18 protein-coding genes are annotated in these 26451 nt (G+C 72.3%); 9 read left to right on the plus strand and 9 right to left on the minus strand.

Features of this window, described 5'->3' with window-relative positions:
• From OO68_RS19760 to OO68_RS19780, 5 genes are read right to left on the minus strand one after another with little or no spacing between them, the layout of a single operon-like run.
• Positions 1-870: a 5-oxoprolinase subunit C family protein gene (locus OO68_RS19760; protein ID WP_033309725.1), complete on the minus strand. Its 870-nt coding sequence runs from the start codon at positions 868-870 to the stop codon at positions 1-3.
• Complete coding sequence (locus OO68_RS19765; RefSeq protein ID WP_033309726.1) at positions 867-1484, minus strand: 5-oxoprolinase subunit B family protein; 618 nt, start codon at positions 1482-1484, stop codon at positions 867-869. The genes OO68_RS19760 and OO68_RS19765 overlap by 4 nt, the downstream gene beginning before the upstream one ends.
• Positions 1481-2239: a LamB/YcsF family protein gene (locus OO68_RS19770; RefSeq protein WP_033309727.1), complete on the minus strand. Its 759-nt coding sequence runs from the start codon at positions 2237-2239 to the stop codon at positions 1481-1483. The genes OO68_RS19765 and OO68_RS19770 overlap by 4 nt, the downstream gene beginning before the upstream one ends.
• A 15-nt stretch (positions 2240-2254) precedes the next feature.
• Complete coding sequence (locus OO68_RS19775) at positions 2255-3082, minus strand: putative hydro-lyase (protein WP_033309728.1); 828 nt, start codon at positions 3080-3082, stop codon at positions 2255-2257.
• The gene (locus tag OO68_RS19780) at positions 3079-4380 is read right to left on the minus strand and encodes an MFS transporter (RefSeq protein ID WP_033309729.1); all 1302 of its coding nucleotides are present in this window, start codon (positions 4378-4380) and stop codon (positions 3079-3081) included. Before OO68_RS19780 ends, OO68_RS19775 begins: the two co-directional genes overlap by 4 nt.
• A gap of 171 nt (positions 4381-4551) precedes the next feature.
• Between OO68_RS19780 and OO68_RS19785 the strand changes: the two genes are divergently transcribed.
• The 4 genes from OO68_RS19785 to OO68_RS19800 all read left to right on the plus strand — a co-directional run bounded on the left by OO68_RS19785 (position 4552) and on the right by OO68_RS19800 (position 12466).
• Positions 4552-5247, plus strand: coding sequence for a GntR family transcriptional regulator (locus OO68_RS19785; protein ID WP_033309730.1), 696 nt, complete (start codon positions 4552-4554; stop codon positions 5245-5247).
• 80 nt (positions 5248-5327) lie between these two features.
• Positions 5328-6854 (plus strand): hypothetical protein, encoded by a 1527-nt coding sequence (locus OO68_RS19790; protein WP_033309731.1) that lies wholly within the window; start codon positions 5328-5330, stop codon positions 6852-6854.
• Positions 6855-6885: 31 nt separating this feature from the next.
• Positions 6886-7767, plus strand: coding sequence for a hypothetical protein (locus OO68_RS19795; protein WP_033309732.1), 882 nt, complete (start codon positions 6886-6888; stop codon positions 7765-7767).
• A 52-nt stretch (positions 7768-7819) separates the two neighbouring features.
• The gene (locus OO68_RS19800; RefSeq protein ID WP_033309733.1) at positions 7820-12466 is read left to right on the plus strand and encodes a hypothetical protein; all 4647 of its coding nucleotides are present in this window, start codon (positions 7820-7822) and stop codon (positions 12464-12466) included.
• Between the two features lie 49 nt (positions 12467-12515).
• Here OO68_RS19800 and OO68_RS19805 read toward each other — a convergent pair whose 3' ends face one another.
• Together OO68_RS19805 and OO68_RS19810 are read right to left on the minus strand one after the other, a co-directional pair.
• Complete coding sequence (locus OO68_RS19805) at positions 12516-14078, minus strand: APC family permease (RefSeq protein ID WP_033309734.1); 1563 nt, start codon at positions 14076-14078, stop codon at positions 12516-12518.
• 314 nt (positions 14079-14392) lie between these two features.
• Positions 14393-14956 (minus strand): hypothetical protein, encoded by a 564-nt coding sequence (locus tag OO68_RS19810; protein WP_033309757.1) that lies wholly within the window; start codon positions 14954-14956, stop codon positions 14393-14395.
• 419 nt (positions 14957-15375) lie between these two features.
• On the opposite strand from OO68_RS19810, the gene OO68_RS19815 reads away from it, so the two are divergent.
• The 5 genes from OO68_RS19815 to OO68_RS19835 are packed head-to-tail and all read left to right on the plus strand — an operon-like array spanning position 15376 to position 23574.
• Complete coding sequence (locus OO68_RS19815; RefSeq protein ID WP_033309735.1) at positions 15376-18453, plus strand: sensor histidine kinase; 3078 nt, start codon at positions 15376-15378, stop codon at positions 18451-18453.
• Complete coding sequence (locus OO68_RS19820; protein ID WP_033309736.1) at positions 18450-18884, plus strand: roadblock/LC7 domain-containing protein; 435 nt, start codon at positions 18450-18452, stop codon at positions 18882-18884. The genes OO68_RS19815 and OO68_RS19820 overlap by 4 nt, the downstream gene beginning before the upstream one ends.
• 9 nt (positions 18885-18893) lie before the next feature.
• Positions 18894-19289, plus strand: a complete 396-nt coding sequence (locus OO68_RS19825) for a DUF742 domain-containing protein (RefSeq protein WP_033309737.1) — start codon at positions 18894-18896, stop codon at positions 19287-19289.
• 24 nt (positions 19290-19313) lie between these two features.
• Positions 19314-22988, plus strand: coding sequence for a hydantoinase B/oxoprolinase family protein (locus OO68_RS19830; RefSeq protein ID WP_033309738.1), 3675 nt, complete (start codon positions 19314-19316; stop codon positions 22986-22988).
• Entirely contained in the window at positions 22969-23574 is a 606-nt protein-coding gene (locus OO68_RS19835) for a GTP-binding protein (RefSeq protein WP_033309739.1), read from the plus strand. The genes OO68_RS19830 and OO68_RS19835 overlap by 20 nt, the downstream gene beginning before the upstream one ends.
• 84 nt (positions 23575-23658) lie before the next feature.
• Here the strand turns inward: OO68_RS19835 and glpK are convergent, their stop codons facing one another.
• Both glpK and OO68_RS19845 read right to left on the minus strand, forming a co-directional pair.
• Positions 23659-25176 carry a glycerol kinase GlpK gene (gene glpK / locus OO68_RS19840; protein WP_033309740.1) on the minus strand — a complete coding sequence of 506 codons (1518 nt, stop codon included), beginning with the start codon at positions 25174-25176 and terminating at the stop codon, positions 23659-23661.
• An 18-nt stretch (positions 25177-25194) separates the two neighbouring features.
• Positions 25195-25992, minus strand: a complete 798-nt coding sequence (locus OO68_RS19845; protein WP_033309741.1) for an MIP/aquaporin family protein — start codon at positions 25990-25992, stop codon at positions 25195-25197.
• Between the last annotated feature and the right edge of the window lie 459 nt (positions 25993-26451).

Below are 26451 nucleotides of genomic sequence, written 5' to 3' on the forward strand. Positions count from 1 at the left end.
TTAGCGGCGGCGTACGGCCACGAAGCGGACCGGTGTGCCCGGGACCGCCTGAGCGGCGGCCGGGAGGTCGGCGGCGCGGACGACGGCGATCACCGGGTAGCCCCCGGTGGTCGGGTGGTCGGCCAGGAACACCACCGGCCTGCCGTCCGGCGGGACCTGCACGGCGCCCAGGACCATGCCCTCGCTGGCGAGTTCACCCGGCCAAGCCCGCTCCAGGGCGGGCCCCTCGGTGCGCAGGCCGATGCGGTTGCTCGCGGAGGACACCCGGTAGGGCCGGGAAACGAACGCCCGTACGGCCTCGGGCGTGAACCAGCCGTCCCGCGGGCCGAGCGTCACCCGCAGCACCAGCTCGGCCGGGGGCGCCGGCTGCGGGGCGACGTCCACGCGCGCGTGCACGCCGGCCGGCCGGCCCAGGGGCAGCACCGTCCCGGCCGCGAGCGGGGGCGGGCCGAGCCCTGACAGCAGGTCCGTCGACCGGCTGCCGAGCACCGGCTCGACTGCGATGCCCCCGGAGACCGCCACGTAGGCGCGGAGGCCCGACACAGCGGGACCGACGTCCAGCAGCGCACCGCCGGGCACGCGCACCGGCGCGCCCCAGGCGGCGGGCCGTCCGTCCACCGTGACCGGGCAGGACGCACCCGTGACCGCCACGGTGACGGTCGAACGGGGGCGTACGGCACAGCCGTCGAGGGTCGTCTCCAGCACGGCCGTCCCCGGTGGATTTCCGGCGAGCCGGTTGGCGAGGCCGGCCGCGGGCCGGTCCAGCGCCCCGGAGCGGGGGACGCCGAGATGGGCGTGCCCGGGGCGGCCCGCGTCCTGCACGGTGGTGAGGGCCCCGGCCCGGACGACGGCGAGGGCGCGGTCCGTCATGACCCCGCCTCGGGGACGAACCGCACCGGCGTGCCCGGTGACAGCAGAGCGGCCGGCACGCGCGCGTGGTCCCACAGCACGGCGTCCGTGGTGCCGATCAGCTGCCAGCCGCCGGGCGAGGAGCGCGGGTACACGCCCGTGTACGGGCCCGCCAGGGCGACCGACCCGGCCGGAACGGCCGTACGCGGAGTGGCCCGGCGCGGAACGTCGTAGCGCGGCGGCAGCCCCGTGAGGTAGCCGAAGCCGGGCGCGAAGCCGCAGAAGGCCACCCGGAACTCGGTACCGCTATGGATACGGGCGACCTCCCGCACCGGCACGCCCCAGTGCGCGGCGACCTCGGCCAGGTCCGGGCCGTCGTAGCGGACCGCGATCTCCACCACGTCACCCGCGCGTGGGGGAGCGGCCGGCAGGTCGGCGGCGGTCAGTTCGGCGGCCAGCCGGGCGGGGGCGTCGAGGCCGTCGAGGAGGACCGTGCGGGCCGCGGGCACGATCTCGCGGACCGACAGCGTTCCGTCCGCGCGGCGCCGCAGCAGCTCCGCGTGCAGGGCCTGGGCCTCGTCGCCCGAGGAGACCTCGACGAGCAGGGCGTCCTCGCCGACGGGCAGGACCTTCATGCGAAGGCCTCCACCCGGACCCCAGACGCCTCCAGCCGCTCCCGCACCCGGCGCGCCAGCTCCACCGCGCCCGGGGTGTCGCCGTGCAGGCACAAGGAGCGCGCGCGTACCCCGATACGCGTGCCCGAGCGGGAGACGACCTCTCCGGAACGGGCCAGGCCCAGGGAGCGCTCCACGACGGCGTCCGGGTCGGTGACCACGGCGCCCTCCAGCGTGCGCGGCACCAGGGTGCCCGCGTCGGTGTACGCCCGGTCCGCGAACGCCTCGGTGACGACCGGCAGTCCGGCCTTCCCGGCCAGCTCCAGCAGGCGCGAACCGGGCAGCCCGAGGACGGGCAGTGCGGCGTCCGTGAGGAGCACGCCGTCGACGACCGCGGCGGCCTGCTCCTCGTCGTGCACGACCCGGTTGTAGAGCGCGCCGTGCGGTTTGACGTAGGCCACGCGGGCGCCCGCCGCACGTGCGAAGACCTCCAACGCACCGATCTGGTAGGCCACTTCGGCCGCCAGTTCGGCGGGCGGCACGTCCATCGCGCGCCGCCCGAACCCGGCCAGGTCCCGGTAGGACACCTGGGCCCCGATCCGGACCCCGCGCTCGGCCGCCAGCTCGCACACCCGGCGCATGGTGACCGCGTCCCCGGCGTGGAAGCCGCAGGCCACGTTGGCGCTGGTGACGACGGACAGCAGTCGTTCGTCGTCGGTGAGCCGCCAGCGGCCGAAGCCCTCGCCGAGGTCGGCGTTCAGGTCGATCGAGGTCATGTGCCGTGTCTCCTGTCAGGCCACGCGGTACTGCTCGTCGCGGGCGTCGGTGAGGAACATCTGCCCCGGGGCGTGCGTGAGGGCGAACGGCGGACGCGAGGCCATCACGGCCGCCTGCGGGGTCACTCCGCAGGCCCAGAAGACCGGGATGTCGTCCGGCTCGGCGTCCACCGGGTCCCCGAAGTCGGGGCGGCCGAGGTCGTCGATGCCGAGGCCCGAGGGATCGCCGCAGTGCACGGGACTGCCGTGCACCGCCGGCATGAGACTGCTCTCCCGGATCGCCGCCGCCAGCCGCCGGGGCGGCACCGGCCGCATCGACACCACCAGCGGGCCGTGCAGCCGCCCCGCCGGACGGCACTGCCGGCTCGTCACGTACATCGGCACGTTGCGGCCCTGCTCGACGTGGCGCATCGGCACGCCCGCCTCGCCCAGCGCCCACTCGAAGGTGAAGCTGCACCCGATGAGGAACGACACCAGGTCGTCCCGCCAGTACCCGCGCACGTCCGTCGGTTCGTCCACCAGCTCGCCGTCTTGCCAGACCCGGTAGCGCGGCAGGTCGGTGCGCAGGTCCGCGCCCTCGGCGAGCACGGTCGTCCAGGATCCGGCGTCCGTGACGTCGAGGACGGGGCAGGGCTTGGGGTTGCGCTGGCAGAACAGCAGCATGTCGTAGGCCCAGTCGGCGGGCACCGAGATCAGGTTGACCTGGGTGTGGCCCGCCGCGACCCCGGCCGTGGGGCCGGTCAGGCCCGCCCGGAAGCGGGACCGGGCCGTTGCGGGGCTCCACGCGCGCGCGTGCTCGTCGATGAGGAGCAGGGGGCGGTCCTCGGTGCTCGTGCGGTTCACGCCAGCTCCTTTCCGCGCGTCTCCGGCAGCCCCAGCAGCGCGAGCGCCGCGATGCCGTAGCCGATCGCTCCGAAGACCAGCGCGCCGCCGACGCCCCAGCTGTCGGCCAGGAACCCGACCGTCGTCGGGAACACGGCACCCACCGCACGGCCCGTGTTGTACGTGAAGCCCTGCCCCGTCCCGCGCACCGCCGTCGGGTACAGCTCGCTCAGGTAGGACCCGAAGCCGCTGAAGATCGCCGACATGCAGAACCCGAGCGGGAAACCGAGCACCAGGAGCAGGGTGTTGGCGCCGCTCGGGATGTTCGCGTACGCCAGAATGCAGAGTGCGGAGAGCAGGGCGAAGAGCCAGATGTTGCGCCGCCGGCCCAGCTTGTCGGTGAGATAGCCGCCGGTCAGGTAGCCGATGAAGGCGCCCGATATGAGGAACGTCAGATAGCCGCCGGTGCCGACGACCGACAGGTCGCGCTCGGACTTCAGATACGTCGGCACCCAGGTGGCCAGCGTGTAGTAGCCGCCCTGGACACCGGTCGACAGCAGGCCGGCGAAGATCGTGACCCGCAGCAGGCCGGGCTTGAAGATGGCCTTGAACGAGCCCTTCTCCGCGCTCTGTTCACGCGCCGCGGCCGCCTCGGGGGCGTCGTGCACACTGCGCCGCAGCCAGATGACGAGCAGCGCGGGCAGCGCCCCGGTCCAGAACATGATGCGCCAGGCCAGGTCGTCGCCGGCCAGCGAGAAGATGACGGTGTAGGCGATCACGGCCATGCCCCAGCCCACCGCCCAGGAGCTCTGGATCGCGCCGAGCGTCCGGCCCCGGTGTTTGGCGCTCGCGTACTCGGCGACCAGGATCGCGCCGACCGCCCACTCGCCGCCGAAACCGAGGCCCTGGAGGGCGCGGAAGACCAGCAGCGTCTCGTAGTTGGGTGCGAAGCCACAGGCGACGGTGAACACCGCGTAGGTGATCACCGTGACCATCAGCGCCTTCACCCGGCCGACACGGTCCGCCAGGACGCCCGCGAGGGCGCCGCCGACCGCGGAGACGACGAGGGTGACCGTCGTGAAGAGGCCCGTCTGGCCGCTGTTCAGGCCGAAGTAGGCGGACAGCGCGACCATGCTCAGCGGCAGCGTGAAGTAGTCGTACGAGTCCAGGGCATAGCCGCCGAAGGCACCGGCGAAGGCGCGGCGGCCGCGCGGGCCCAGTGCGCGCAGCCAGCCGAACGCCCCGTCGTCCGAGGTGCGTTCGGGGCTCGCGGGGCGTGTGTCGTCGATCTTGGCCTGCGGTGGAGGGGTCGTGCTCATGGGCACCTCGCAGTGGGAGGACGGAGGGTGCTTCGGAGTGAGCCGTGCCGTGCGGAAGCGGCCGGCGCCGCCGTGGGGGAGCGAGGCCGTGCGTAGCACCGTAGAGGATTGTTCAACGATCCCTCAATACCCATGTTGGTTCGTTCTTGGGATCTGCGATTGAATTCCGGCATGGCAGAGCAGCTGAAGGACCTCGCCGACGACCGGGCTCTCCTGGGGCGCACCAGCACCGCGGAGCGGGTCTCGGACATCCTCAGGAGCCGGATCGCCGAGGGCTACTTCCCTCCCGGCACCCGCCTGTCGGAGGACAGCATCGGCGGCGCCCTCGGTGTCTCCCGCAACACGCTGCGCGAGGCGTTCCGGCTGCTCACGCACGAGCGTCTGCTCGTACACGAGCTGAACCGGGGGGTCTTCGTCAGGGTCCTGACCGTGGAGGACGTCGAGGACATCTACCGCACCCGGCGGCTCGTCGAGTGCGCCGTCGTGCGCGGTCTGGGCGAGCCCCCGTACGGCCTCGATGGTCTCGCCGGTGCCGTGGAGGAGGGGCGCCGGGCGGCTCGGGAAGGTGACTGGAAGGGTGTGGGCACGGCCAACATCCACTTCCACCGGGAACTGGTGGCCCTCGCCGCGAGCGAGCGCACCGCCGAGCTGATGCGGAGCGTCTTCGCCGAACTGCGGCTGGCCTTCCACGTGGTGGACGAGCCGCAGCGCCTGCACGAGCCGTACATCGCGCGAAATGTCGCAATTCTGGAGGCTCTTCAGGCGGGGGACCGGGGGAAGGCCGAGAGCCTGCTCGCCGGGTACCTCGACGACTCGCTGGAGCGCGTGGTCGAGGTGTACCGGCGGCGGGTCGGCGAGGACGGCTGAAGGCCTCCCGCAGCTGCCGGCCCGGGGGGCGCACCGCGTCGTTTGGGTGGTTGTCAGACCCAGGACCTAGTCTGTGCACCGTGACTTCGCCTGCATCGACGGACAGCGTTCCGCCCCAGCTCAGCGCGGGGCCGCGCCCCGCCCCGGGGCCGGCCGCCGACGAGGGCCTGGCGCGGCGGCTGCGCGCGCTCGCATGCACCGCGCCGCTGCACGACCTGGACGCCCGCAAGGCCAACCTGGCCGGCGAGTACTCGGTGTACGGCATGGCGGAGGTCGCCCTCGCGGCCATCGACCTGGTCACCCTGAACATGGACTTCGACACGGGCGCGGACCACGACCAGATCGTCGCCCGCCTCATCCCGCGCATCGCCGCCCAGGCCGCCCAGCGGCCCGCCGCCGAGCACGAGCGGGTGGCCCGCTGGGTCCTGGAGAACCTGATCAACGTCGGCAGCGTCGACCGCGGCTTCCGCGCCGTGTACGGCACGTTCGGGGCGGACGGCACCTATGTGCGCCGCGACTACGACTTCAAACTGATCGAGGAGGTCCCCGGCCCCGGCGGCACGGTCTACCTCCGTACGACGGACGAAGCGGTCAACGTCCTCGTCGGCGCCCTCGACACGGACGTCACCAGCGCGCAGATCGCCGCCGAGGTCAAGCTGGAGGTGCTGATCAGCCGCGGCCGGCTCGCCGACGCCCAGCTCGCGGCCGAACAGGCCCGCTACCGCACCGTCCAGTACTCGGAGACCCTGCGCCGCGCCCTGGACGCGACCCGGCGCAACGTGCGCGCGGTGGACTGGCTGAGCACCGTGCCCGACATGATCGCCGAGGCGCTGGAGCACGTCGCCGACCGCTACCGCCACGAGAACGCGATCCTCACCAACATCCGCAAGGCGCGTGACGAATCCGAGGACCCCGAGCAGAAGCGCCGCGCCGCCGAGCTCGTCGACATCGTCAAGGACTGCATCCGACGGCACACACAGCTGCAGTCCCGGCTGCTGGAAGCCGGACCGCTGTTCCGGGCCGAGCAGGACCGGCAGGCCTTTGCCACCCCGATGACGACCTCGGGGACGGACCTGTACGGGCACCTCCTCTCGCCGGTGCTGCCCCTGCCGCTGGAGCAGGCCGCCCGCGTCACCGACGCCTTCTTCGGCCGCGGCACCGGGCTGCGCACGCCGGTCTCCGTCCGGGTCGGCGACCTCGTCGACATACTGCTGACGCCGCCGGCGGAGCGGGAGCACCTCGGTGCGGAGATGCCGGAGCCGGACCTGATCGCCACGCCGGACGACAGCCGGTTCAGCGAGGAGCAGATGGCGGCGGCGCAGGAGCTGCTCGACCTGCCCGCGGACGCGCCGCGCCGGTTGTCGGGGCTCCTCGCCGAGGCCCGGCGGCAGGATCCCGAGCTGCCCTACCTGGTGGCCCTGCTGGCGGTGCACGCCGCCAGCCCGCCGGTCGGTACGGCCTACCGCCAGGGCGAGCAGAAGCTGCTGTTCGCCGTGGACGACGGGACCGAGCTCGACGACCCGGAGTTCGGCGGGGCGGACCTGATCGTCGGCACCGCACTGCTGGACGCGGCGGGGATGGCGGCGGACCGGACGGAAGCAGCATGAATCATTACGAGTGGCACAAGGAGTCCCGACCGTGAGCGAGCATGTCGAGTGGAGCGAGCCGGACGGACCGGCCCCCACGGCCGGCGCCGCCGTCACTCCCGCCGACGCCGCCGACGCGGCGCGGCTCGTGTCCTTCGGCCTGCAGCCCAAGCTGCAGCCCGCCCGGGACCAGGAGTACGCCGACCTGCTGCGGCGCTACCGCGAGGACCCGCCGTTCGCGCGGCTCGCGGACGCCGTGGCGACCGGTCTGGGGCTGATCGTCCTGGAGGTGTCCCCGCGGGCGGGCATGGCCGTGACCGCCGCGGAGGACTCGGTGTTCGCCGTCCGCATGGGCGACTACGCGCGTCGTACGTCCGCCGACGGCGGCGACCGGTTCCTGCACGGCCTCGCCCATCTCGCCGTCGCCGCCATGGCGTTCCCGCGCCCCGAGGACCTCGCCGACGACGGCTACATCGGCCGCGTCACGGTCAACGGCGTCGACGCCTTCGTGCGCCAGGCCTGCCGCCGGCTGGAGGAGCGCGCCGAGGAACAGGGCGAGAACACCGACCCGGCGACCGACGCACCCGGTCTGGAGGCCGCCTGGCGGGTCTGGGTGCGGCGCAGCGCGACCGGCGCCACCAAGGACGCGCGCAGGCTCGCCGGTTCGACCACCGGCATCGTCGCCAAGGCCGTCGCGTTCCTCACCGATTCCGGCTTCCTCCAGCGCACCGGCGACGACCACGGCGGCACGTACCGCACGACCGCCCGCTACCAGCTCCAGGTCCGCGACCTGGCCGGCAGCGCCGCCCTGGCCGAGCTGCTGGAGCTGGGCGTCGTCCCGGTCACCGACGGGACACCGACGCTGCTGCCCCCCGAGGAGGGCGACGACCTGGAGCTGGTCGCCGACGCCGGGCTGCCGTTCCACTCCTCCTGAGCTCCCCCCACCTCGCTCCACCTCACTTCACGAAGGCTTACGAGAGTCCGCCATGTACGAGCTGTCCCGGGTCCGCCTCTACTCCATCGGGCCGGCCGGTGCGCGCTACGCCGACACCGTGCTCGACCTGCGGGGAGTGGGCGAGATCGTGCCCGACCCCGCCCCCACGCAGGCGGAGTTCTTCGAGGAGGAGCCGGCCGGACCGCCGCGCCGCCCCGCCCCCGCCGGCGTGCTCTTCCTGGAGAACGGCGGCGGCAAGTCGGTGCTGCTCAAGCTGATCTTCTCCGTGATGCTGCCGGGCCACCGCAACACCCTCGGCGGCGCCAGCTCCGGCGTGCTGCGCAAGTTCCTGCTCGCCGACGACTGCGGGCACGTCGCGCTGGAGTGGCAGCACGTGCTGACCGGCGAGTGCGTCGTCGTCGGCAAGGTCAGCGAGTGGCGCGGGCGGCAGGTCTCCAACGACCCGCGGAAGTTCGCCGAGGCCTGGTACTCCTTCCGCCCAGGGCCCGGACTGAGCCTGGACAACCTCCCCGTGGCGGAGGCCACCGCCGTCCGGGCCCCGGCCGAGGGCCAGTCCAGCGCGCGCGGGCGGCGCCGCACCATGAAGGGCTTCCGGGACGCCCTCACGGAGGCGGGCAAGACGTACCCGCACCTGGAGGTGCACTGGGAGGAGATCCACGACCGCTGGATCGAGCACCTCGGCGACCTCGGCCTCGACCCCGAACTCTTCCGCTACCAGCGCGAGATGAACGCCGACGAAGGTGAGGCCGCCGGTCTCTTCGCGGTCAAGAAGGACGCCGACTTCACCGATCTGCTGCTGCGGGCCGTCACCGACACCCGCGACACCGACGGGCTCGCCGACCTGGTCAGCGGCTTCGGCAACAAGCTGGGCCGACGCGCCGAACTGATGGCCGAACGCGACTTCACCGCCGGGTCCGTCGACCTGCTCGGACGCATCGTGGAGGCCGCCGAGGCCCGCTCCCGCGCACGTGACATCCATGCCGGAGCCGAGCGCCGCACCCGGACCCTGGCCCGCAGACTCTCCGCTCGCGGTGTCCGGGAGCGCGTCCGGGCCGCCGACCTGGCCCAGCGCGTCACCGCCGCCGCATACGCCGTCACCCACGCCGAGGCGGCCCGCGAGCGCAGCGCGCTGATCTCCGCCGAACTCGCCTACCGGCACGCCTCGCTGGCGCTCGCCGGGGCCGAGAAGTCCGCCGCCGCGCAGAAGCGCGAGCTCGCCGACGCCCGCACGCTGTACGCGGCGTGGCAGGCCGCCGAGGCCGTGCTGCGCCACCGTGCCGCCTCCGACCGCGTCACCCGCGTGGCCGCCGCGATCCAGGAGGCCGAGCGGGACGCCGCCCCGGCGCTGGCCGCCCGCTCCAAGGCCGCCGTCGACCTCGTGCGGGCCCTGCACGCGGCCGCGGAGAAGGCGGAGAGCCACGCCAACGAGGAGGAGGAGCGCTCCGCCGCCCTCCAGGAGGTCAGCGACGCGGCCTACCGCGACTCCACCGCCGCCGCCACGCAGGCGCAGCGCGCCCGCAGCGAGGTCGGCCACCTCAAGCAGCGTCTCGCCGAGGTCGAGCAGGAGACCGCCGAGGCGGTGCGGGCCGGCTGGCTCGACGACTCCGCGCCCGACGCCGACCCGGCCCGGGCGGCCCTGGCCGCCAGCGACGCCGAGAAGTCCGCCGTCGCGGCCTGGGACTCGGCCCGCGAGGCGTCCCGCCGCGCCACGGAGCACGCCCGCGAAGCCGCTGCGGGCGAAAACCGCGCCGAACTGACCGCAGCCCGCGCGGCCGACGCGGCGACAGCGGCGGAGCGGTCGTACGAGGCCGAGCGCCGCACCGCCGAGGCACTGGCGGGGGAGGAGCGGCTGGCGGAACTGCTCAGCCTCACCCCGGAGCGACGCCCCGGCATCCCGCAGCCCCGCCACGGCGCGGACAGCCACAGCACGGACAGCGCGCCGGTCACGCCGTCCGCCCCCGGCGAGCAGCACCTCACCGCCGAGGAACTCGACCGCTTCGCCGACGACCTGCGCGACTTGCTCGACGACGCCGTCTCCTCCGCCGAGCGGCAACTGTTCGAGCTGCGTACGGCCGCTGCCGACGACTCCCGGATTCTTGGCGCGCTCGGCGACGGCGGGCTGCTGCCGCCCGGCCCGGACGTGCTCGCCACGGTCGAGTTCCTCGGCGAGCACGGCATCCCCGCGCTGCCCGGCTGGCGCTACCTCGCCCAGGCCGTCGACCCGGTCGACCACGCACGCGTGCTGGCCGCCCGGCCCGAACTCGTCGACGGCGTGATCATCACCGACCCGGACTCCCACGCCCGGGCCCGGGAGACGCTGGGCGACGCCGCGCTGCTGCCCCGCTCCGCCGTGGCGGTCGGCACCGCCGCCGCCCTTCTCGCCCCGACCCCCGCCCAGGACGGCGACAGCGGCGACGTGTTCCTCGTGCCGCCGAACCCCGCCATGCACGACGAACACGCCGCCGACGAGGAGCGGCAGGCACTGCGCGCCCGGGCGACCGAGCGGGACGAGGAGATCCGCAGGCTCGCCGCCCGGCTCGGAAAGGACCGCGAGCTGGCCGCGCGGCTCGCTTCCTGGCGCACCGGCTGCCCCGCCGGACGGCTCGCCGAACTGGCCCAGGCGGCCCACGCCGCCCGGACGTTCGCCGAGGAGTCGGAGGCCGAACTGGCCGAGGCGCGCACCGTGCGGGCCGAGGCCGACGAGGTCGCGGCCGAGGCCGCGCACGTCCGGGACGAGCGCCAGGAAGCCGCCCAGAAGGCCCGCCGCTCCGCCGACGCCCTCGCCGGGCTCGCCTTCCGGCTGCGCGAGCGGGCCGGCTGGCAGGTCAAGCTGCGCGAACTGGCCGACGAGGCGGCCGAGTCCGAGGCGAGCGCCCAGGCCTGCCTGGAGCGGGCCCGGGCCGCCGACGAGGACCGGCGCGCCGCCCAGCGCGCCGCCGACGACACCCGCCGCACCGCCCGCGCGCTGCGCGCCGAGCGCTCCGAGATCGCCGGCGCCCCCGACGACGTGCCCGAGGACGACGCCGAGACCCCCAAGGCCTCCCTGCCCGCCCTGCGCGAGGCATACCGGGCCGCGTCCCAGGTGTACGAGAAGGTGGGCGTGGGTGCCGACCTGCGTGCCGAGCAGGCCCGCGCCGAGAGCGACGAGAGCGCGGCCCGCGCGGAGCTGGACCGGCTCAGCAACAAGGTCCGTACGCGCGCGGAGCAGCTCCTCGAATCCCCCGACGGCTCCGACGGGCCCAGCCGCCAGGCCGCCGCCGCCCGCGCCGAGGAGCTGGTGCAGCTCCTGGAGACGCGGATGTCGACCGCCAGCGAGCAGCTCGGACGGCTGCGCGGCGAGGCCGAACGCCTCGCTCCCGCCGACGACGGCGAGACGCACACCGACCTGCCCGAGGACCTCCAACCGCGCGACGCCGAGCACGCGCAGACCCTGCTGCGCACCGCCACGGCCGAACTCGCCTCCCACACCGAGGCGCTCGACCGGGCCCGGGAGGCACACGCCGAACTCCTCGACGCCCACCGCGCCGCCGAGGACGCGGCGAGCGGCTTCGACGAGATCGCCGCCATGCTCCGCGACCTGCTGCGCGAACACACCACGGACGACGAGCACGACGAGCCCGAGCCCTACCCCGGCACCACGGAGGAGGCCCGGCAGGCGGCCGCCGAGGCCCGCCGCTCCCTGCGCGGCTGCGCCGCCGACCTGTCCGCCGCCGAGGCCGCCGTCCGCGAGGCGAGCGACATCCTCGTCCGGCACGCCAACTCCACGCGCTACGAACAGGTCCGCACCCCGGCCCGCCAGCAGATCCGCGAACTGCCCGCCTCCACGCTGCCCGAGCACGCCCAGAAGTGGGCGGACGCCTTCGCGCCCCGGCTCCGCGTCCTGACCGACGAACTGGAGCAGCTGGAGCGCAACCGTGACTCGATCGTGGACCGCCTGCGCGGCCTCGTCGAGTCGGCCCTGGCCACCCTGCGCTCCGCCCAGCGGCTCTCCCGGCTGCCCGAGGGCCTCGGCGAATGGTCCGGTCAGGAGTTCCTCCGCATCCGCTTCGAGGAGCCCGACCAGGCCACCCTCACCGAGCGGCTCGGCGAGGTCATCGACGAAGCCACCCGCGCGGCCGTGAAGAAGAACTCCGACCTGCGCCGCGACGGCATGTCCCTGCTGCTGCGGGGCGTCGCCGCCGCCCTGCAGCCCAAGGGGGTCGCCGTCGAGATCCTCAAGCCGGACGCGGTGCTGCGCGCCGAGCGCGTCCCCGTCGGGCAGATGGGCGACGTCTTCTCCGGCGGGCAGCTCCTCACCGCCGCCATCGCCCTGTACTGCACGATGGCCGCGCTGCGCTCGAACGACCGGGGCCGCGACAAGCACCGGCACGCCGGCACGCTGTTCCTCGACAACCCCATCGGCCGCGCCAACGCCACGTACCTGCTGGAACTCCAGCGGGCGGTGTCGGACGCCCTGGGCGTCCAGCTCCTGTACACCACGGGCCTGTTCGACACCACCGCGCTGGCCGAGTTCCCCCTGGTCATCCGCATGCGCAACGACGCCGACCTGAGGGCGGGTCTCAAGTACATCAGCGTCGAGGAACACCTCCGCCCGGGCCTGCCGCGCGAGGCTCCCGCCGGGGAAGCCGTACACAGCGAGATCACGGCGACCAGGATGTACAAGCGCCCGGTTTCCTAGGCCCGGGCGGCCGGCGGCGGGCGGTCGGTGAACGGCGATCGGCTGGCGGTCAGTCGCCCTTCGGCGCGGCGACGGGAGCGGTGGCCGTGGCCTCGGAACGGTGCTCGGCGAGCACGCCGGTCCGGTGCCGCTGGACGAACCAGTAGTAGGCGAAGCCGCCGCCCGCGATGACGGCGACGAACAGCACCGCGCCCCAGCGCAGGTACCAGTGGTAGGGAGCCGCGGCGTTGTAGACCGCGGCGCGCGGCCAGATCAGGTTGAGCGTCATGGCGGCGCCCCACAGGACGGCCACGACGTTGACCGGCAGACCCCAGCGGCCCAGCGAGAACCGGCCCTCGCCCGCGGGCTGCCACTTCCCGCGCAGGCGGGCGACCAGCAGCGGGACCGTGACGCCCAGGTAGGCCAGGTAGATCATGATGATGCCGATGCTGGTGACGACGGTGAAGATCTGCGGCTGGCGGATGTTGACCACGAGGATCGCCAGCGCCAGGATTCCGATGATCACGGTCGGCAGGACCGGCGTCTGGAACCGGGGGTGGCACTTGGCCATTTTCGAGGACGCGGGCAGGTTGTTGTCACGGGCCATCGCGAACGCCAGCCGGACCGCCGCCGTGTGCACGGCGAGGGCGCACACCGTCACCGCGATCAGCACACACCACAGCATCGCCTTGCCGGCCGTCGGCCCGAGCACGTCCAGCACGATGTACTGCAGGCCGTCCGTGGACAGCTTCTCTCCCTTGAGGCTGGACACGCTCATCAGCGCGAGCAGCAGGATCAGGCCGCCGAGCACGAACGACGCCACGATCGCCCGGATGATCGCACGCGGCGCGTTCCTGGTCGGGTCCAGGGACTCCTCGCCGAGCGAGGCGGCGGTGTCGAAGCCGTACATGACGTACGCCGAGGCCAGCGAGGCCACCAGGAAGGCGCCCAGATAGCCGTTTCCGTACCCCGCGCCGGTGCCGTGCGTCTCCATGACGACCTGCGGACCGCGTGTGATGTGGACCGCGAAGAGGACGATCAGAACGACGGTGGCGATCAACTCGATGAACACGCCCGCCGTGTTGATCCTTGCCATCAATTTGACGCCGAAGGCGTTCACGAGGGTCGTGAACAGGATCAACACCGCGGCCAGGATGACCGCGTTGGTCGCCACGTCGTACGTACCGGTGCCGTCCCCCACGAACTGGAAGAACGACGAGATCTGGGGCAGCGTCAACTGGTACGCCAGCGCGACCGCCGATATGGACACGATCGAGGCGATCAGCATCATCCAGCCGGCGAGCCAGCCCAGATGCGGATTGCCAATCTTCTTCGACCAGTTGTAGACCGAGCCCGCCACGGGGTAGCGGGCGGCGAGCTCCGCGAAGCACAGGGCGACCATGAACTGGCCGGCGAACACCATCGGCCACGACCACCAGTAGGCGGGACCTCCGCTGCCGTAGCCGAAGTAGAAGAGCTGGAAGGTGCCGGTCAGGATCGAGATGTAGCTGATCCCGGCGGCGAAGGTATGGAAGTTGCCGAGGGTGCGTTTGAGTTCGGGGCGGTAGCCGAATGCGGTGAGTTCGGCATCGTCCCGGCCGTGTGAGTCGGTCGGCTCTGCGGTTGTTCTCATGGCGGATTCCTCAACGGGTGTGCCTCAGGGCGATGTGGATCAGTCGCACCAACCCTGGTGGGTGAGGCAAGTGTTGCGCCAGAGGTGCTTCGTCTCGCGATGCTCCGCCGGCCCCACGAGCTTGCGTCCGGGACCGATCCCGGACCGCAGCAGGGACTGATTCCGGATCGAAGCCCGGACCGATCCCGGATGGCTCGTGACTGCCCCACTCCGCACCCGTCACCCGCACTCCCGCGCCCCTCATGCGGGCGAGTCGACAACGCGATCGGACTACCAGGGGGATAAGCGGGCCCCGCCCCCCGTCGCCAAGGGGCCTAGGAGTGGGACAACTGCCCGGCTCCACCCCGGCGGCGTATCCGCCCGTGGGCACGCTCGGCGGCCCGTTCCTGCCGTCGGATCCGGCGCCGCTCGCGCCGCAGGGCCCGCGCCGTGCTGCTCGGAACGGACACCACCCCGTTGCGCTGGTTCCAGACCTGGCGCGTCACCCACACGTCGAGCGCACCCCAGGTGGCCGCGATCGTACTGACCACACTGCTGATCACCATCGGGAACGCCAGCCAGGACCCGGCCATCGTGCACAGGAAGGCCACCATCGCCTGGAGCAGCGTCACGGCTATGAGGAGGACCGCCCGAACGGCCGCCGTCCGCACCGGATCCGGCAAGCGGCGCCGGCGCGCGGGCTCCTCGATCCACAGGGGCCGGTAGTACTGCTGCGCCTTGGCGCCACGACCCACCTCGTGCGCCAGGCCCTCCGTCTTCCGCCCCGGGGCGTCCGCCACGCCCCCGGGACTGTCGCGATCGGTCGCCTCGGGATCCCGATGCCCCGTCAGCTGCGCCCCACCCGCACTGGGCGCACCGCGCCGTTCCGCCGTGCCCATCACCCTGTCACTCCCCACCGCCAGCAGACCGCTCGCTCGCATCCGAAGACCCGTGCTTCCCAGTGGCTGCCCGGCTTGCGCTGTTTTACGCCGCCCAGGTGCAGGACGCGGCTCCTGTGGCCGATTCCGCCCCCGTTTCCCGTAAGGAAGGACGAACAACTCCTCACGAAGATTCCCAGGAACCGAAAAATTCCAGCCAACCACCCTGGCGGAGTCCGGGGATCGGTCCGCGCCACGACCACCGGTTTCGGGGAGACAACTCCCGCAATGCCCGGACAACTCGCCACGTCGCGTGGCTGGCGCGGAAGTTCAGGTTCCGGACCGGCTTTCGAGTTCCCTGTGGGTCGGTAGTAGGCTCGCGCCGTTTGTTGACGCACATGTGTACCCCCGGTAGCCGGGGGCCCGAGCTGGGGGAGGCCATGCGCTTTCGCGGGAAGTCCATCCGCCGGAAGATCGTGGCGCTGCTTCTCGTGCCGCTGGTGTCCCTCACCGCGATCTGGGCCTTCGCCACCGTGCTCACGGGACGTGAGGCGGGCGACCTGTTCAACGTGTCGTCCGTCGTGGAGAAGATCGGCTACCCCATCGAGGACACCGTGCGCGTCCTCCAGGAGGAACGCCGCCAGACCCTCGTCCACCTCGCCGACCCCCGCGCCTCCGACGGGCTCGCAGCGCTCCGGCGCAGCCGGGCCGCCACCGACAAGGCCGTCAGCAGCATCCGCGAGAACGCCCGCAACCCTGATGTGCGCGACGCCATGGGTGCGGACACCGACGAGCGGCTGACCGCCGTCCTGGACGCCTTCGACGGCATCGAGTCGCTGCGCCGCAGTGTCGAGGACGGCACCGTCAACCGCACCCAGGCCCTCGACCTCTACAACCGGCTCGTCGACCCCTGCTACGTCCTCCTCGCCAACCTGCACGTGGTCGACAACGTCGAACTGGACAAGCAGTACCGCGCGCTGGTCAACCTCGCCCGCGCCCGCGAACTGCTCTCCCGCGAGGACGCCCTCCTCGGCTCCGCCCTGATCGTCGGCAGGATCTCCCACTCCGAAGAGCGGGACATCTCCGACCTCGTGGCCCAGCGCACCCTGATGTACGACGTCAACCTGCCGCTGCTGCCCGTGGCGGAGCGGGACCGCTACCAGAGCTTCTGGAAGAACGCCTCCTCCGCCCCTCTGCGCGTGGCCGAGGAAGCCGCCGTCTCCTCCGGGGCCGGAACCCCCCGCGGTGTCTCCGCCAAGGGCTGGGACAGCGCCGCCGGCAATGTGCTCGACGAACTCGGCACCCTCAACGACCAGGCCAACGACCGCTACCAGGACCGCGTCCACCCCGTCGCCGTAGGCGTCATCGCCAAGGCGGTCATCGCCGGCGCACTCGGCCTGATCGCGCTCCTGCTCTCCCTCTTCCTTTCCGTGCGCGTCGGCCGCACCCTCATCCGCGATCTGCGGCAGCTGCGTCTGGAGGCCCACGAGGCCTCCGGGGTGCGCCTGCCCAGCGTCATGCGCCGCCTCTCCGCGGGCGAGCAGGTCGACGTGGAAACCGAGGTCCCGCGCCTCGAGTACGACAAGAACGAGATGGGCGAGGTCGGCCAGGCCCTCAACACCCTGCAGCGCGCAGCAGTCGAGGCCGCCGTGAAGCAGGCCGAGCTGCGCGCGGGCGTCTCCGAGGTCTTCGTCAACCTCGCGCGCCGCAGCCAGGTCCTGCTCCACAAGCAGCTCACCCTGCTCGACACCATGGAACGCCGGACCGAGGACACCGAGGAACTCGCCGACCTGTTCCGCCTCGACCACCTCACCACCCGCATGCGCCGGCACGCCGAGGGCCTCGTCATCCTCTCCGGCGCCGCGCCCTCCCGGCAGTGGCGCAAGCCCGTCCAGCTCATGGACGTCGTGCGCGCCGCCGTCGCCGAGGTGGAGGACTACGAACGCATCGAGGTCCGCCGCCTTCCGCGCATCGCCATCAGCGGCCCGGCCGTCGCGGACCTCACGCATCTCGTGGCCGAACTCCTGGAGAACGCCACGGTGTTCTCGCCGCCGCACACCGCCGTGCAGGTTCACGGCGAGCGCGTCGCCAACGGCTTCACCCTGGAGATCCACGACCGAGGCCTCGGCATGGCCGCCGAAGCACTGCTGGACGCCAACCTGCGGCTCGCCGAGACGCCGGAGTTCGAGCTGTCCGACACCGACCGGCTCGGCCTGTTCGTGGTCAGCCGACTCGCCCAGCGCCAGAACGTCCGGGTCTCCCTGCAGCCCTCCCCGTACGGCGGCACGACCGCGGTGGTCTTCATCCCCGACGCCCTGCTGACCGACGACGTCCCCGACACCAACGGCATCGGATTCCGGCTCGACCGGCCCCAGCTGGCCCCGGAGAGCGAGCCGCAGGACAGCCGTCGTGCCGCGCTGTCCCAGGCACCCGCGCAGCGCACCGGCCTGCCCGCCTCCCTGCTGGACGGCCCGGTCGAGCTGGAGGCCCCCGTCGAGCTGGAGACCATCGGCGATTTCCCCGGCGCCATCCAGGACGAGGACAGTGAACACGGCGGCCTCTTCCGCCCCCGCCACTCCCTCACCCGCACCCCGGACGAGACGGCGGGCCGCCGCACCGACCCGCGCCGGCAGGGCGCCGATGGCCGCGGTGCGGCGGACCGGAGCGACAGCGACGAGGAGCTGAGTGCTCCCGTCCCGCTGCCCCGCCGCCACACCCCCAAGCTGGTCAGCTCGCACGGGCGGCCGGTCACCGAGCAGCGCCCCCGGCGGGGGAAGACCGACGGGGAGACCACCCCGGCCACCGGCCGAACGGAGTCGGGCCCCACCTCCGCCCTCCCGCAACGCCGCCGGGGCGAGGAGCCCACGGGCGGCCGGGCCACCGGCAGGCCGGGCCCTGAGCCCGCGTCGGCCCTTCCGTCCCGGCGCCCCGGCGAGGATTCCTCGACCGGCAACCGACGCGGGGACGCCCTGCCGGACGCGCCGCCGCTGCCCGCGCGCCGTCGCGGGACGGAATCCGCCCGTCGTGGCATCGGCTCGGCCGGCCGCGACGAGGACCGCACGCAGTCCCCGGCCTCGCCCGGCAGCACCGCCGGCAACCGGTCCGAGCCGCCCGCTCTACCCCTGCGGACGCGTCGCGCGGAGATCGCCTCCAGCGGCCCTGACGGATCGGACCACGGCTCCGGCTCCCCGTCGCAGGTCGCCGGAGGGCCTTCGCGCCGCGGGACGGGCTCCGGCCCCGCGGCCCGGGAGACCGGCTCCGCACCACCGCCCGGCTCCGGCTCCGCGCCGTTGCCCCGGCGGGTCCGCCAGGCCAACCTGGCCCCGCAGCTGAAGCGGAGCCCGGGGCCGCGCAAGGACGACAGGGCCGAGCCCGTCGAACGCGACGCCGAGGAAGTACGCAGCCGCATGGCATCGCTCCAGCGTGGCTGGCAGCGTGGCCGTGAGGAGAACGCCGAGGGCGATTCAGCCCACAGCGGCGCAGCACCACAAGGAACGACAGAGGGGGACGGTCGATGACCGCACCGAAGGCGACCGGCCACACCGCGACCATCAAGGGGGAGCTGAACTGGCTCCTCGACGACCTGGTGGACCGTGTCGCGAGCATCCGCAAGGCCCTCGTGCTCTCCGGCGACGGTTTGCCGACGGGCGTGTCCAAGGACCTGACCAGGGAGGACAGCGAGCACCTGGCCGCCGTCGCCTCCGGGTTCCACAGCCTCGCCAAGGGCGTGGGGCGCCATTTCGAGGCCGGCAACGTCCGCCAGACGGTTGTCGAACTCGACGACGCCTTCCTGTTCGTGACGGCCGCCGGTGACGGCAGCTGCCTCGCCGTCCTCTCGGACGCCGACTCCGACGTCGGTCAGGTCGCGTACGAGATGACGCTCCTGGTGAAGCGAGTCGGCGTGCATCTGGCCAGCGCTCCGCGCACCGATCTGCCCGCAGGCGGGTAGTGGGATGACATGAGCGCTGACGGTCAGGGAAGAAGCCACTGGTTCGACGACGATGCCGGACCGGTCGTCCGCCCGTACGCCATGACCCGCGGCCGCACCAGCAGTCAGGGCCAGCACCGCCTGGACCTGATCGCGGTCGTGGTCACGGAGCCGCACGCGGACGATCCGGAAGCCGACCACATGCTCTCCCCGGAGCACGTGGACATCGTCGAACTGTGCCGCGACCTCCCGCAGTCGGTCGCCGAACTCGCAGCGGAACTCGACCTGCCGATCGGGGTGGTACGGGTCCTCGTCGGAGATCTCGTGGACGCGGAATTCGTCCATGTGAACCGGCCCGTACCCCCTGCCGAGCTGCCGGACGAGAGTATTCTGCGCGACGTGATCAACGGCCTCCGGGCGCTGTGAACAGCGCGGAAGCGGGGTACTGACGTGACTGGCTGGCAGTTCTGGGTGGACCGGGGCGGCACCTTCACCGACATCGTCGCCCGGCGCCCGGACGGCCGGCTGCTCACGCACAAACTGCTCTCGGACAGCCCCGCACGCTACGCCGACGCCGCCGTCGAGGGCGTGCGCACCCTGCTGGCCGGCTCCGGCGACCCCGTCGACAGCGTGCGCATGGGGACCACCGTCGCCACCAACGCCCTGCTGGAGCGCAAGGGCGAGCGCACCCTGCTGCTCATCACCCGCGGCTTCCGCGACGCCCTGCGCATCGCCTACCAGAACCGCCCCCGCATCTTCGCCCGCCGCATCGACCTGCCCGAGCTGCTGTACGAGCGGGTGGTCGAGATCGACGAGCGCATCGCCGCCGACGGCACCGTCCTGGGCGCACCCGACCCGGACGCCCTCGCCGGGCCACTGCAGGAGGCGTACGACGACGGGATCCGCGCCGTCGCGGTGGTCTGCATGCACAGCCACCTCCACCCGGCCCACGAACAGGCCGTCGGGGAGATCGCCGCCCGCATCGGCTTCCCGCAGATCTCGCTCTCCAGCGAGGCCAGCCCCCTGATGAAACTCGTACCGCGTGGGGACACCGCCGTCGTCGACGCCTACCTCTCGCCCGTCCTGCGCCGCTACGTCCGGCAGGTCGCCGACGAGCTCGAAGGCGTGCGGCTGATGTTCATGCAGTCCAACGGCGGCCTCACCGAAGCGGGGCAGTTCCGCGGGAAGGACGCCATCCTGTCCGGGCCGGCAGGTGGCATCGTCGGCATGGCCCGCATGTCGCAGCTCGCCGGCTTCGACCGGGTCATCGGCTTCGACATGGGCGGGACCTCCACCGACGTCTCCCACTTCGCCGGCGCCTACGAGCGCGTCTTCACGAGCCAGATCGCCGGTGTCCGGCTGCGCGCCCCCATGCTGGACATCCACACCGTCGCCGCCGGCGGCGGGTCGGTCCTGCACTTCGACGGTTCCCGCTACCGCGTAGGGCCGGACTCGGCGGGCGCGGACCCGGGGCCCGCCTGCTACCGCGGCGGCGGGCCGCTCGCCGTCACCGACGCCAACGTCATGCTCGGCCGGATCCAGCCCGCTCACTTCCCGAAGGTGTTCGGGCCGGACGGCGACCAGCCCCTCGACGAGACACTCGTCCGGGACCGCTTCACCGCCCTCGCCCGCGAGATCGGCGAGCAGACCGGCGACGACCGCACGCCCGAACAGGTCGCCGAGGGCTACCTGCAGATCGCCGTGGCCAACATCGCCTCCGCCGTGAAGCGGATCTCCGTCCAGAAGGGCCACGACGTCACCCGCTACGCCCTCACCACCTTCGGCGGGGCAGGCGGGCAGCACGCCTGCATGGTCGCCGACTCCCTCGGGATCCGCACCGTCCTCGTGCCCCCCATGGCCGGAGTCCTGTCCGCACTCGGCATCGGTCTCGCCGACACCACCGCCATGCGTGAGCAGTCCGTCGAGGCGCCCCTGGCACCCGCCTCCATGCCCGGCGTCCTCAAGACCGCCGAAGACCTGGAAGCGGCGGCCTGCGCCGAACTCCTCGCGGAGGATGTCCCCGAGGAGCACATCGCGATCACCCGCCGCGCGGAACTCCGCTACGACGGCACCGATACCACCCTCACCGTCGAGCTGACCGAGCCCGACGCGATGCGGCGAGCCTTCGAAGACCGTCATCGCGCCACGTACTCCTTCACGCTCGACCGCCCGATCGTCGTCGAAGCCCTCTCTGTCGAAGCCACCGGCATCACAGAACCCCCCGATCTCTCCGCTCTCGCCCCCTACGAAGCCACCACGGACGGCAGCCACGCGGCGCCGCGCACCGTCCGCCTCCACACCGGCGGCGCCTGGCGCGACGTACCCCTCCACCGCCGCGAGGACCTTCCCCCCGGCGACACCGTCACCGGCCCGGCGATCATCACCGAAGCCGGCTCGACGACCGTCGTCGACGACGGCTGGCGGGCCTCGGCGACCGACGACGGGCATCTGGTCATGGAACGCGCCGCGATTACGCAGAGTTCCGATCTCGACACGAAAGTCGATCCGGTTCTGCTGGAGGTCTTCAACAACCTGTTCATGTCGATCGCCGAGCAGATGGGCGCCCGCCTCGAATCCACCGCCCAGTCCGTCAACATCAAAGAGCGCCTGGACTTCTCCTGCGCCCTCTTCGACCCGGACGGAAACCTGGTGGCCAACGCCCCGCACATCCCCGTCCACCTGGGCTCGATGGGTACGAGCGTCAAGGAGGTCATCCGGAGGCGCGGCTCCCGCATGCGCCCCGGCGACACCTATGCCGTCAACGACCCGTACCACGGCGGCACCCATCTGCCCGACGTCACCGTGATCACGCCGGTCTTCGACACCCCACCGCTGGTCGACACGGAGAGTGACACGGCCGGAAGGGCGGTGCCCGACCCCGAGATCCTCTTCTACGTCGCCTCGCGCGGCCATCACGCCGAGATCGGCGGTATCGCCCCCGGCTCCATGCCCGCGGGCAGCCGCACCATCGAGGAGGAGGGCGTCCTCTTCGACAACTGGCTTCTCGCCGAGAACGGCCGCTTCCGTGAGGACGAGACGCTCCGCCTCCTGACCGAGGCGCCCTATCCCTCCCGCAACCCGAAGACCAACCTCGCCGACCTGCGCGCCCAGATCGCCGCCAACCACAAGGGAGTCGACGAGGTCGGCCGCATGATCGAGGACTACGGCCTCGACGTCGTCCAGGCCTACATGAGGCACGTCCAGGACAACGCGGAAGAGGCCGTACGCCGCGTCATCGGCGCCCTCGACGACGGCGACTACGCCTACGAGACCGACTCGGGCGCCGTCATCCGCGTGGCCGTGCGCGTGGACCGCCGGAACCGTTCCGCGACGATCGACTTCACCGGCACGTCCGCGCAACTGCCCACCAACTTCAACGCCCCCTTCTCGGTCGTCAACGCAGCCGTGCTGTACGTCTTCCGCACCCTCGTCGCCGACGACATCCCTCTCAACGACGGCTGTCTGCGCCCCCTGCGCATCGTCGTCCCGCCCGGCTGCCTGCTCGCCCCCGAGCCGCCCGCTGCCGTGGTCGCCGGGAACGTCGAGACCTCCCAGGCCGTCACCGGCGCCCTGTACGCGGCGCTCGGCGTCCAGGCCGAGGGCTCCGGGACCATGAACAACGTCACCTTCGGCAACGAACAGCACCAGTACTACGAAACCGTTGCCTCAGGCTCCGGCGCCGGCGACGGCTTCCCCGGCGCACCCGTCGTCCAGACCCACATGACCAACTCCCGCCTCACCGACCCCGAGGTCCTGGAGTGGCGACTGCCCGTGCGCCTGGAGGAGTTCGCCGTCCGGCGCGGGAGCGGCGGCGCGGGACGGTGGCACGGCGGGGACGGCGCGGTACGCCGCATCCGCTTCCTCGAACCCATGACCGTCTCCACCCTGTCCCAGCACCGCCGGGTCCCGCCGTACGGCATGGCGGGCGGCGAGCCGGGCGCTCTCGGCGCCAACCGGGTGGAGCACGCCGACGGCACGGTGACCGCACTCGGCGGCAGCGACTCCGCGGACCTCGTCACCGGCGACGTACTCGTCGTCGAAACCCCCGGCGGCGGAGGTTACGGCCCGCCGTCGCCCGACCCCCATCAAGCAGGAGAAGAGATCGATGATCTTCGGGCGTTCTGAGCGCGGCAAGCCTCCGGTCGAGCCCGTCACGCTCAAGATCCTGGTGGCCGGCGGCTTCGGCGTGGGCAAGACCACGCTCGTCGGCGCGGTCAGCGAGATCAGGCCGCTGCGCACCGAGGAGCTGCTCACCGAGGCCGGGCGCCCGGTCGACGACACCAGTGGTGTGGAGGGCAAGAACACCACCACCGTGGCCATGGACTTCGGCCGAATAACCCTCCGCGAGGACCTTGTGCTGTACCTCTTCGGCACGCCCGGCCAGGAGCGGTTCTGGTTCATGTGGGACGAACTGTCCGAGGGCGCCCTCGGAGCCGTCGTCCTCGCCGACACCCGCCGCCTGGAGGACTGCTTCGCCGCCGTCGACTACTTCGAGCGGCGCTCCATCCCCTTCCTCGTCGGCGTCAACTGTTTCGAGGGCGCTCCCCGTTACCCGGTCGAGGACGTCCGCCAGGCCCTCGACCTGGACGAGGGCGTCCCGCTTCTGATGTGCGACGCCCGGGACCGCGAGTCGGTCAAGGAGGCACTCATCGGCGTCGTCCAGCACGCCATGGCCTACGCCGCAGACCACCGCGAGACCGTCACCGGCTGACGCGCCCGGCCGGGGTACGCGGCCCGTACCCCCGCCGACCGGGGTACGGGCCGCCGTCGGAAAGGACGCTCCACGCGCGCGTGGTCAGCTCTCGTCCTCCTCCCAGCCGAAGCTCTTCTCCACGGCCTTGCGCCAGTTGTGGTACTCGCGGTCCCGCACCGACGCCTCCATGTCCGGAGTCCACTCGACGTCCTTCTGCCAGTGCGCCTTGAGTTCGTCCAGGTCGTTCCACACCCCGGTGGCCAGACCGGCCGCGTACGCGGCGCCCAGACAGGTCGTCTCGGAGATCTTCGGCCGTACCACCGGGACGTCGAGCACGTCTGCCTGGTGCTGCATGAGCAGGTTGTTCTTCGTCATGCCGCCGTCGACCTTCAGGGTGGTGATGTGTACCCCGGAGTCCTGGTACATGGCGTCGACGACCTCACGGGTCTGCCAGCTCGTCGCCTCCAGCACCGCACGGGCGAGGTGCGCCTTCGTGACGTACCGGGTCAGGCCGGTGACCACGCCACGCGCGTCGGAGCGCCAGTACGGGGCGAACAGGCCCGAGAACGCCGGAACGATGTACGCGCCGCCGTTGTCCTCCACGCTGGCTGCGAGAGGCTCGATCTCGTCGGCCGTCCGGATGATGCCGAGCTGGTCCCGGAACCACTGCACCAGCGCGCCCGTGATGGCGATCGCGCCCTCCAGGCAGTAGACCGGCGCCTCGGTGCCGATCTTGTACCCCATCGTCGTCAGCAGACCGCTCTTCGACGGCACCGGGCGGTCGCCCGTGTTGAGCAGCAGGAAACTTCCCGTGCCGTACGTGTTCTTGGCGGTGCCCACGTCATAGCAGGCCTGCCCGAACACGGCCGCCTGCTGGTCGCCCAGCGCGGAGGCCACGGGCACACCGGCGAGCTGGCCGACGGCGGTGCCGTACACCTCCGAGGAGGAGCGGATCTCGGGCAGCATGGCCTCGGGGATGTTCATGGCCGAGAGGATCGAGGGGTCCCACTGGAGGGTCTCCAGGTTCATCAGCATGGTGCGTCCGGCGTTGGTCACGTCGGTGACGTGCTGCCCGCCGTCCGTGCCGCCGGTGAGGTTCCAGATCAGCCAGGAGTCCATCGTGCCGAAGGCGATCTCGCCGCGTTCGGCACGCGCCCGGAGGTCGGGCACGTTGTCGAGCAGCCAGGCCGCCTTGGGCCCCGAGAAGTAGGTGGCCAGGGGTAGGCCCGTCTGCTCGCGGAAGCGGTCCTGTCCGTCCGTGCCACCCAGCTGGTTGCAGAGCGCCGCCGTCCGCGTGTCTTGCCAGACGATGGCGTTGTGCACCGGCTTGCCCGTCGCGCGGTCCCACAGAAGGGTCGTCTCGCGCTGGTTGGTGATCCCCATCGCGCTCAGCTGGTCGGCCCTCAGGCCGGCCTTGGCGATCGCCCCTGCCACTACCGCCTGCGTCTTGGACCAGATCTCGGTGGCGTCGTGCTCCACCCAGCCGGGCTTCGGGAAGATCTGGCGGTGCTCACGCTGGTCCACGGCGACGATCGCGCCGTCCTGGTTGAAGACGATGCAGCGGCTCGACGTGGTGCCCTGGTCGATGGCTGCGACGTACTTCCCGGAGTTGTCCGTCATGGCTACCCCTTCGGCTGGTCAGAAGGCTGCGTTGTAGATGAGCGCCCCGAGAATGCCGCCGACCGCAGGACCCACTACCGGTACCCAGGAGTACCCCCAGTCGGAAGTCCCCTTGTTCGGGATCGGCAGGAACTGGTGCACGATGCGCGGACCGAGGTCACGAGCCGGGTTGATCGCGTATCCGGTGGGCCCACCCAGCGAGAGGCCGATGCCGACGACCAGCAGGGACACCAGCAGGATCGAGATACCGGATCCGTAGATCCCCGCCGCTTCGCCGGGAATGGGGCCGATGCCGACTCCCTGGACGACCCTGTCGTCACCCACCAAGGCCAGGATGGGCAGCACCAGGGCGATGGTGGCGAGGATCTCCGTCATCAGGTTGGCGGCCGGGTTCCGGATCTCAGGGATGGTGGAGAAGATGCCCAGGGTGGGAACCGGTTCGTCCACCGTTCCTTCGGTGGTGCCCGTCTTCCGCACGTTTGCCTGGAACTGGGCGAAGTAGATCAAGTAGGCGAGGACCGCGCCCAGCATGGCGCCCACGATCTGTCCGAGCAGGTAGATCCAGACCTTGTCCCACACGCCTGTGTCGACGGCCAGACCCAGCGTGACCGCAGGGTTGATGTGTCCTCCGGAGAGGGGAGCGGCGGTGTACGCGCCTGCCAGCACGCCGAAGCCCCAGCCGAACGCGATCACCACCCACCCGGCGGCTCGCGCTTTCGAGAATCTGAGGGTGACGGCGGCACACACGCCGGCACCGAACAGGATCAGGATCGCCGTGCCGATCATCTCGCCGACGAATATGTCTCCGTTAGTCATGGCGGCTCCTCAGCCCTGGCCCGGGACGATCGGCCCCGGTTCTCACCTGCAGGGTGCGTTTCCCGTGGCTACTTCAGCCGGAGGCAGGGGTTCCGCGCCCCGCCCGGCATCTGTGACGAGCGTGCCGTCGCAGCCGAATCGCCCGTGGGGGAAGGGGCCTTGGCGCAGGCGCAGCCACGCGCCGCAGTGCCGGAATACGCCGCGTATGTACGGCGATGTCGACTGACACCGGAAGTGTTCACCGGCACCTGAGGGGCGTCAAGGTCGCCGACCGCAACGGTTGACGGCCGTCGGACGGCCACCGGGCTCGCGCCGGGCCGACGGGCCGGTTGCTCGGCCATGGCGGCGCCCGGTCGGGTCGATGTTCAGATCTGTTCCGGACCCGCGCGGGCCTAGGTGAGCCGCGCGAGGCTTGGCTGATGGTGTCCGGCCTCCGCCGGGCTCCGCCTGGGGGGCGAA

It is taken from the genome of Streptomyces iakyrus (assembly GCF_000717055.1).
GTDB classification, from domain to species: Bacteria; Actinomycetota; Actinomycetes; order Streptomycetales; family Streptomycetaceae; genus Streptomyces; species Streptomyces iakyrus.

Excerpts from the sequence above, each read along its gene's own strand:
- OO68_RS19760 (WP_033309725.1), bottom strand. The coding sequence starts at position 870 with ATGACGGACCGCGCCCTCGCCGTCGTCCGGGCCGGGGCCCTCACCACC.
- OO68_RS19765 (WP_033309726.1), bottom strand. The coding sequence starts at position 1,484 with ATGAAGGTCCTGCCCGTCGGCGAGGACGCCCTGCTCGTCGAGGTCTCC.
- OO68_RS19770 (WP_033309727.1), bottom strand. The coding sequence starts at position 2,239 with ATGACCTCGATCGACCTGAACGCCGACCTCGGCGAGGGCTTCGGCCGC.
- OO68_RS19780 (WP_033309729.1), bottom strand. The coding sequence starts at position 4,380 with ATGAGCACGACCCCTCCACCGCAGGCCAAGATCGACGACACACGCCCC.
- OO68_RS19785 (WP_033309730.1), top strand. The coding sequence starts at position 4,552 with ATGGCAGAGCAGCTGAAGGACCTCGCCGACGACCGGGCTCTCCTGGGG.
- OO68_RS19800 (WP_033309733.1), top strand. The coding sequence starts at position 7,820 with ATGTACGAGCTGTCCCGGGTCCGCCTCTACTCCATCGGGCCGGCCGGT.
- OO68_RS19805 (WP_033309734.1), bottom strand. The coding sequence starts at position 14,078 with ATGAGAACAACCGCAGAGCCGACCGACTCACACGGCCGGGACGATGCC.
- OO68_RS19810 (WP_033309757.1), bottom strand. The coding sequence starts at position 14,956 with ATGGGCACGGCGGAACGGCGCGGTGCGCCCAGTGCGGGTGGGGCGCAG.
- OO68_RS19815 (WP_033309735.1), top strand. The coding sequence starts at position 15,376 with ATGCGCTTTCGCGGGAAGTCCATCCGCCGGAAGATCGTGGCGCTGCTT.
- OO68_RS19820 (WP_033309736.1), top strand. The coding sequence starts at position 18,450 with ATGACCGCACCGAAGGCGACCGGCCACACCGCGACCATCAAGGGGGAG.
- OO68_RS19825 (WP_033309737.1), top strand. The coding sequence starts at position 18,894 with ATGAGCGCTGACGGTCAGGGAAGAAGCCACTGGTTCGACGACGATGCC.
- OO68_RS19835 (WP_033309739.1), top strand. The coding sequence starts at position 22,969 with ATGATCTTCGGGCGTTCTGAGCGCGGCAAGCCTCCGGTCGAGCCCGTC.
- glpK (WP_033309740.1), bottom strand. The coding sequence starts at position 25,176 with ATGACGGACAACTCCGGGAAGTACGTCGCAGCCATCGACCAGGGCACC.
- OO68_RS19845 (WP_033309741.1), bottom strand. The coding sequence starts at position 25,992 with ATGACTAACGGAGACATATTCGTCGGCGAGATGATCGGCACGGCGATC.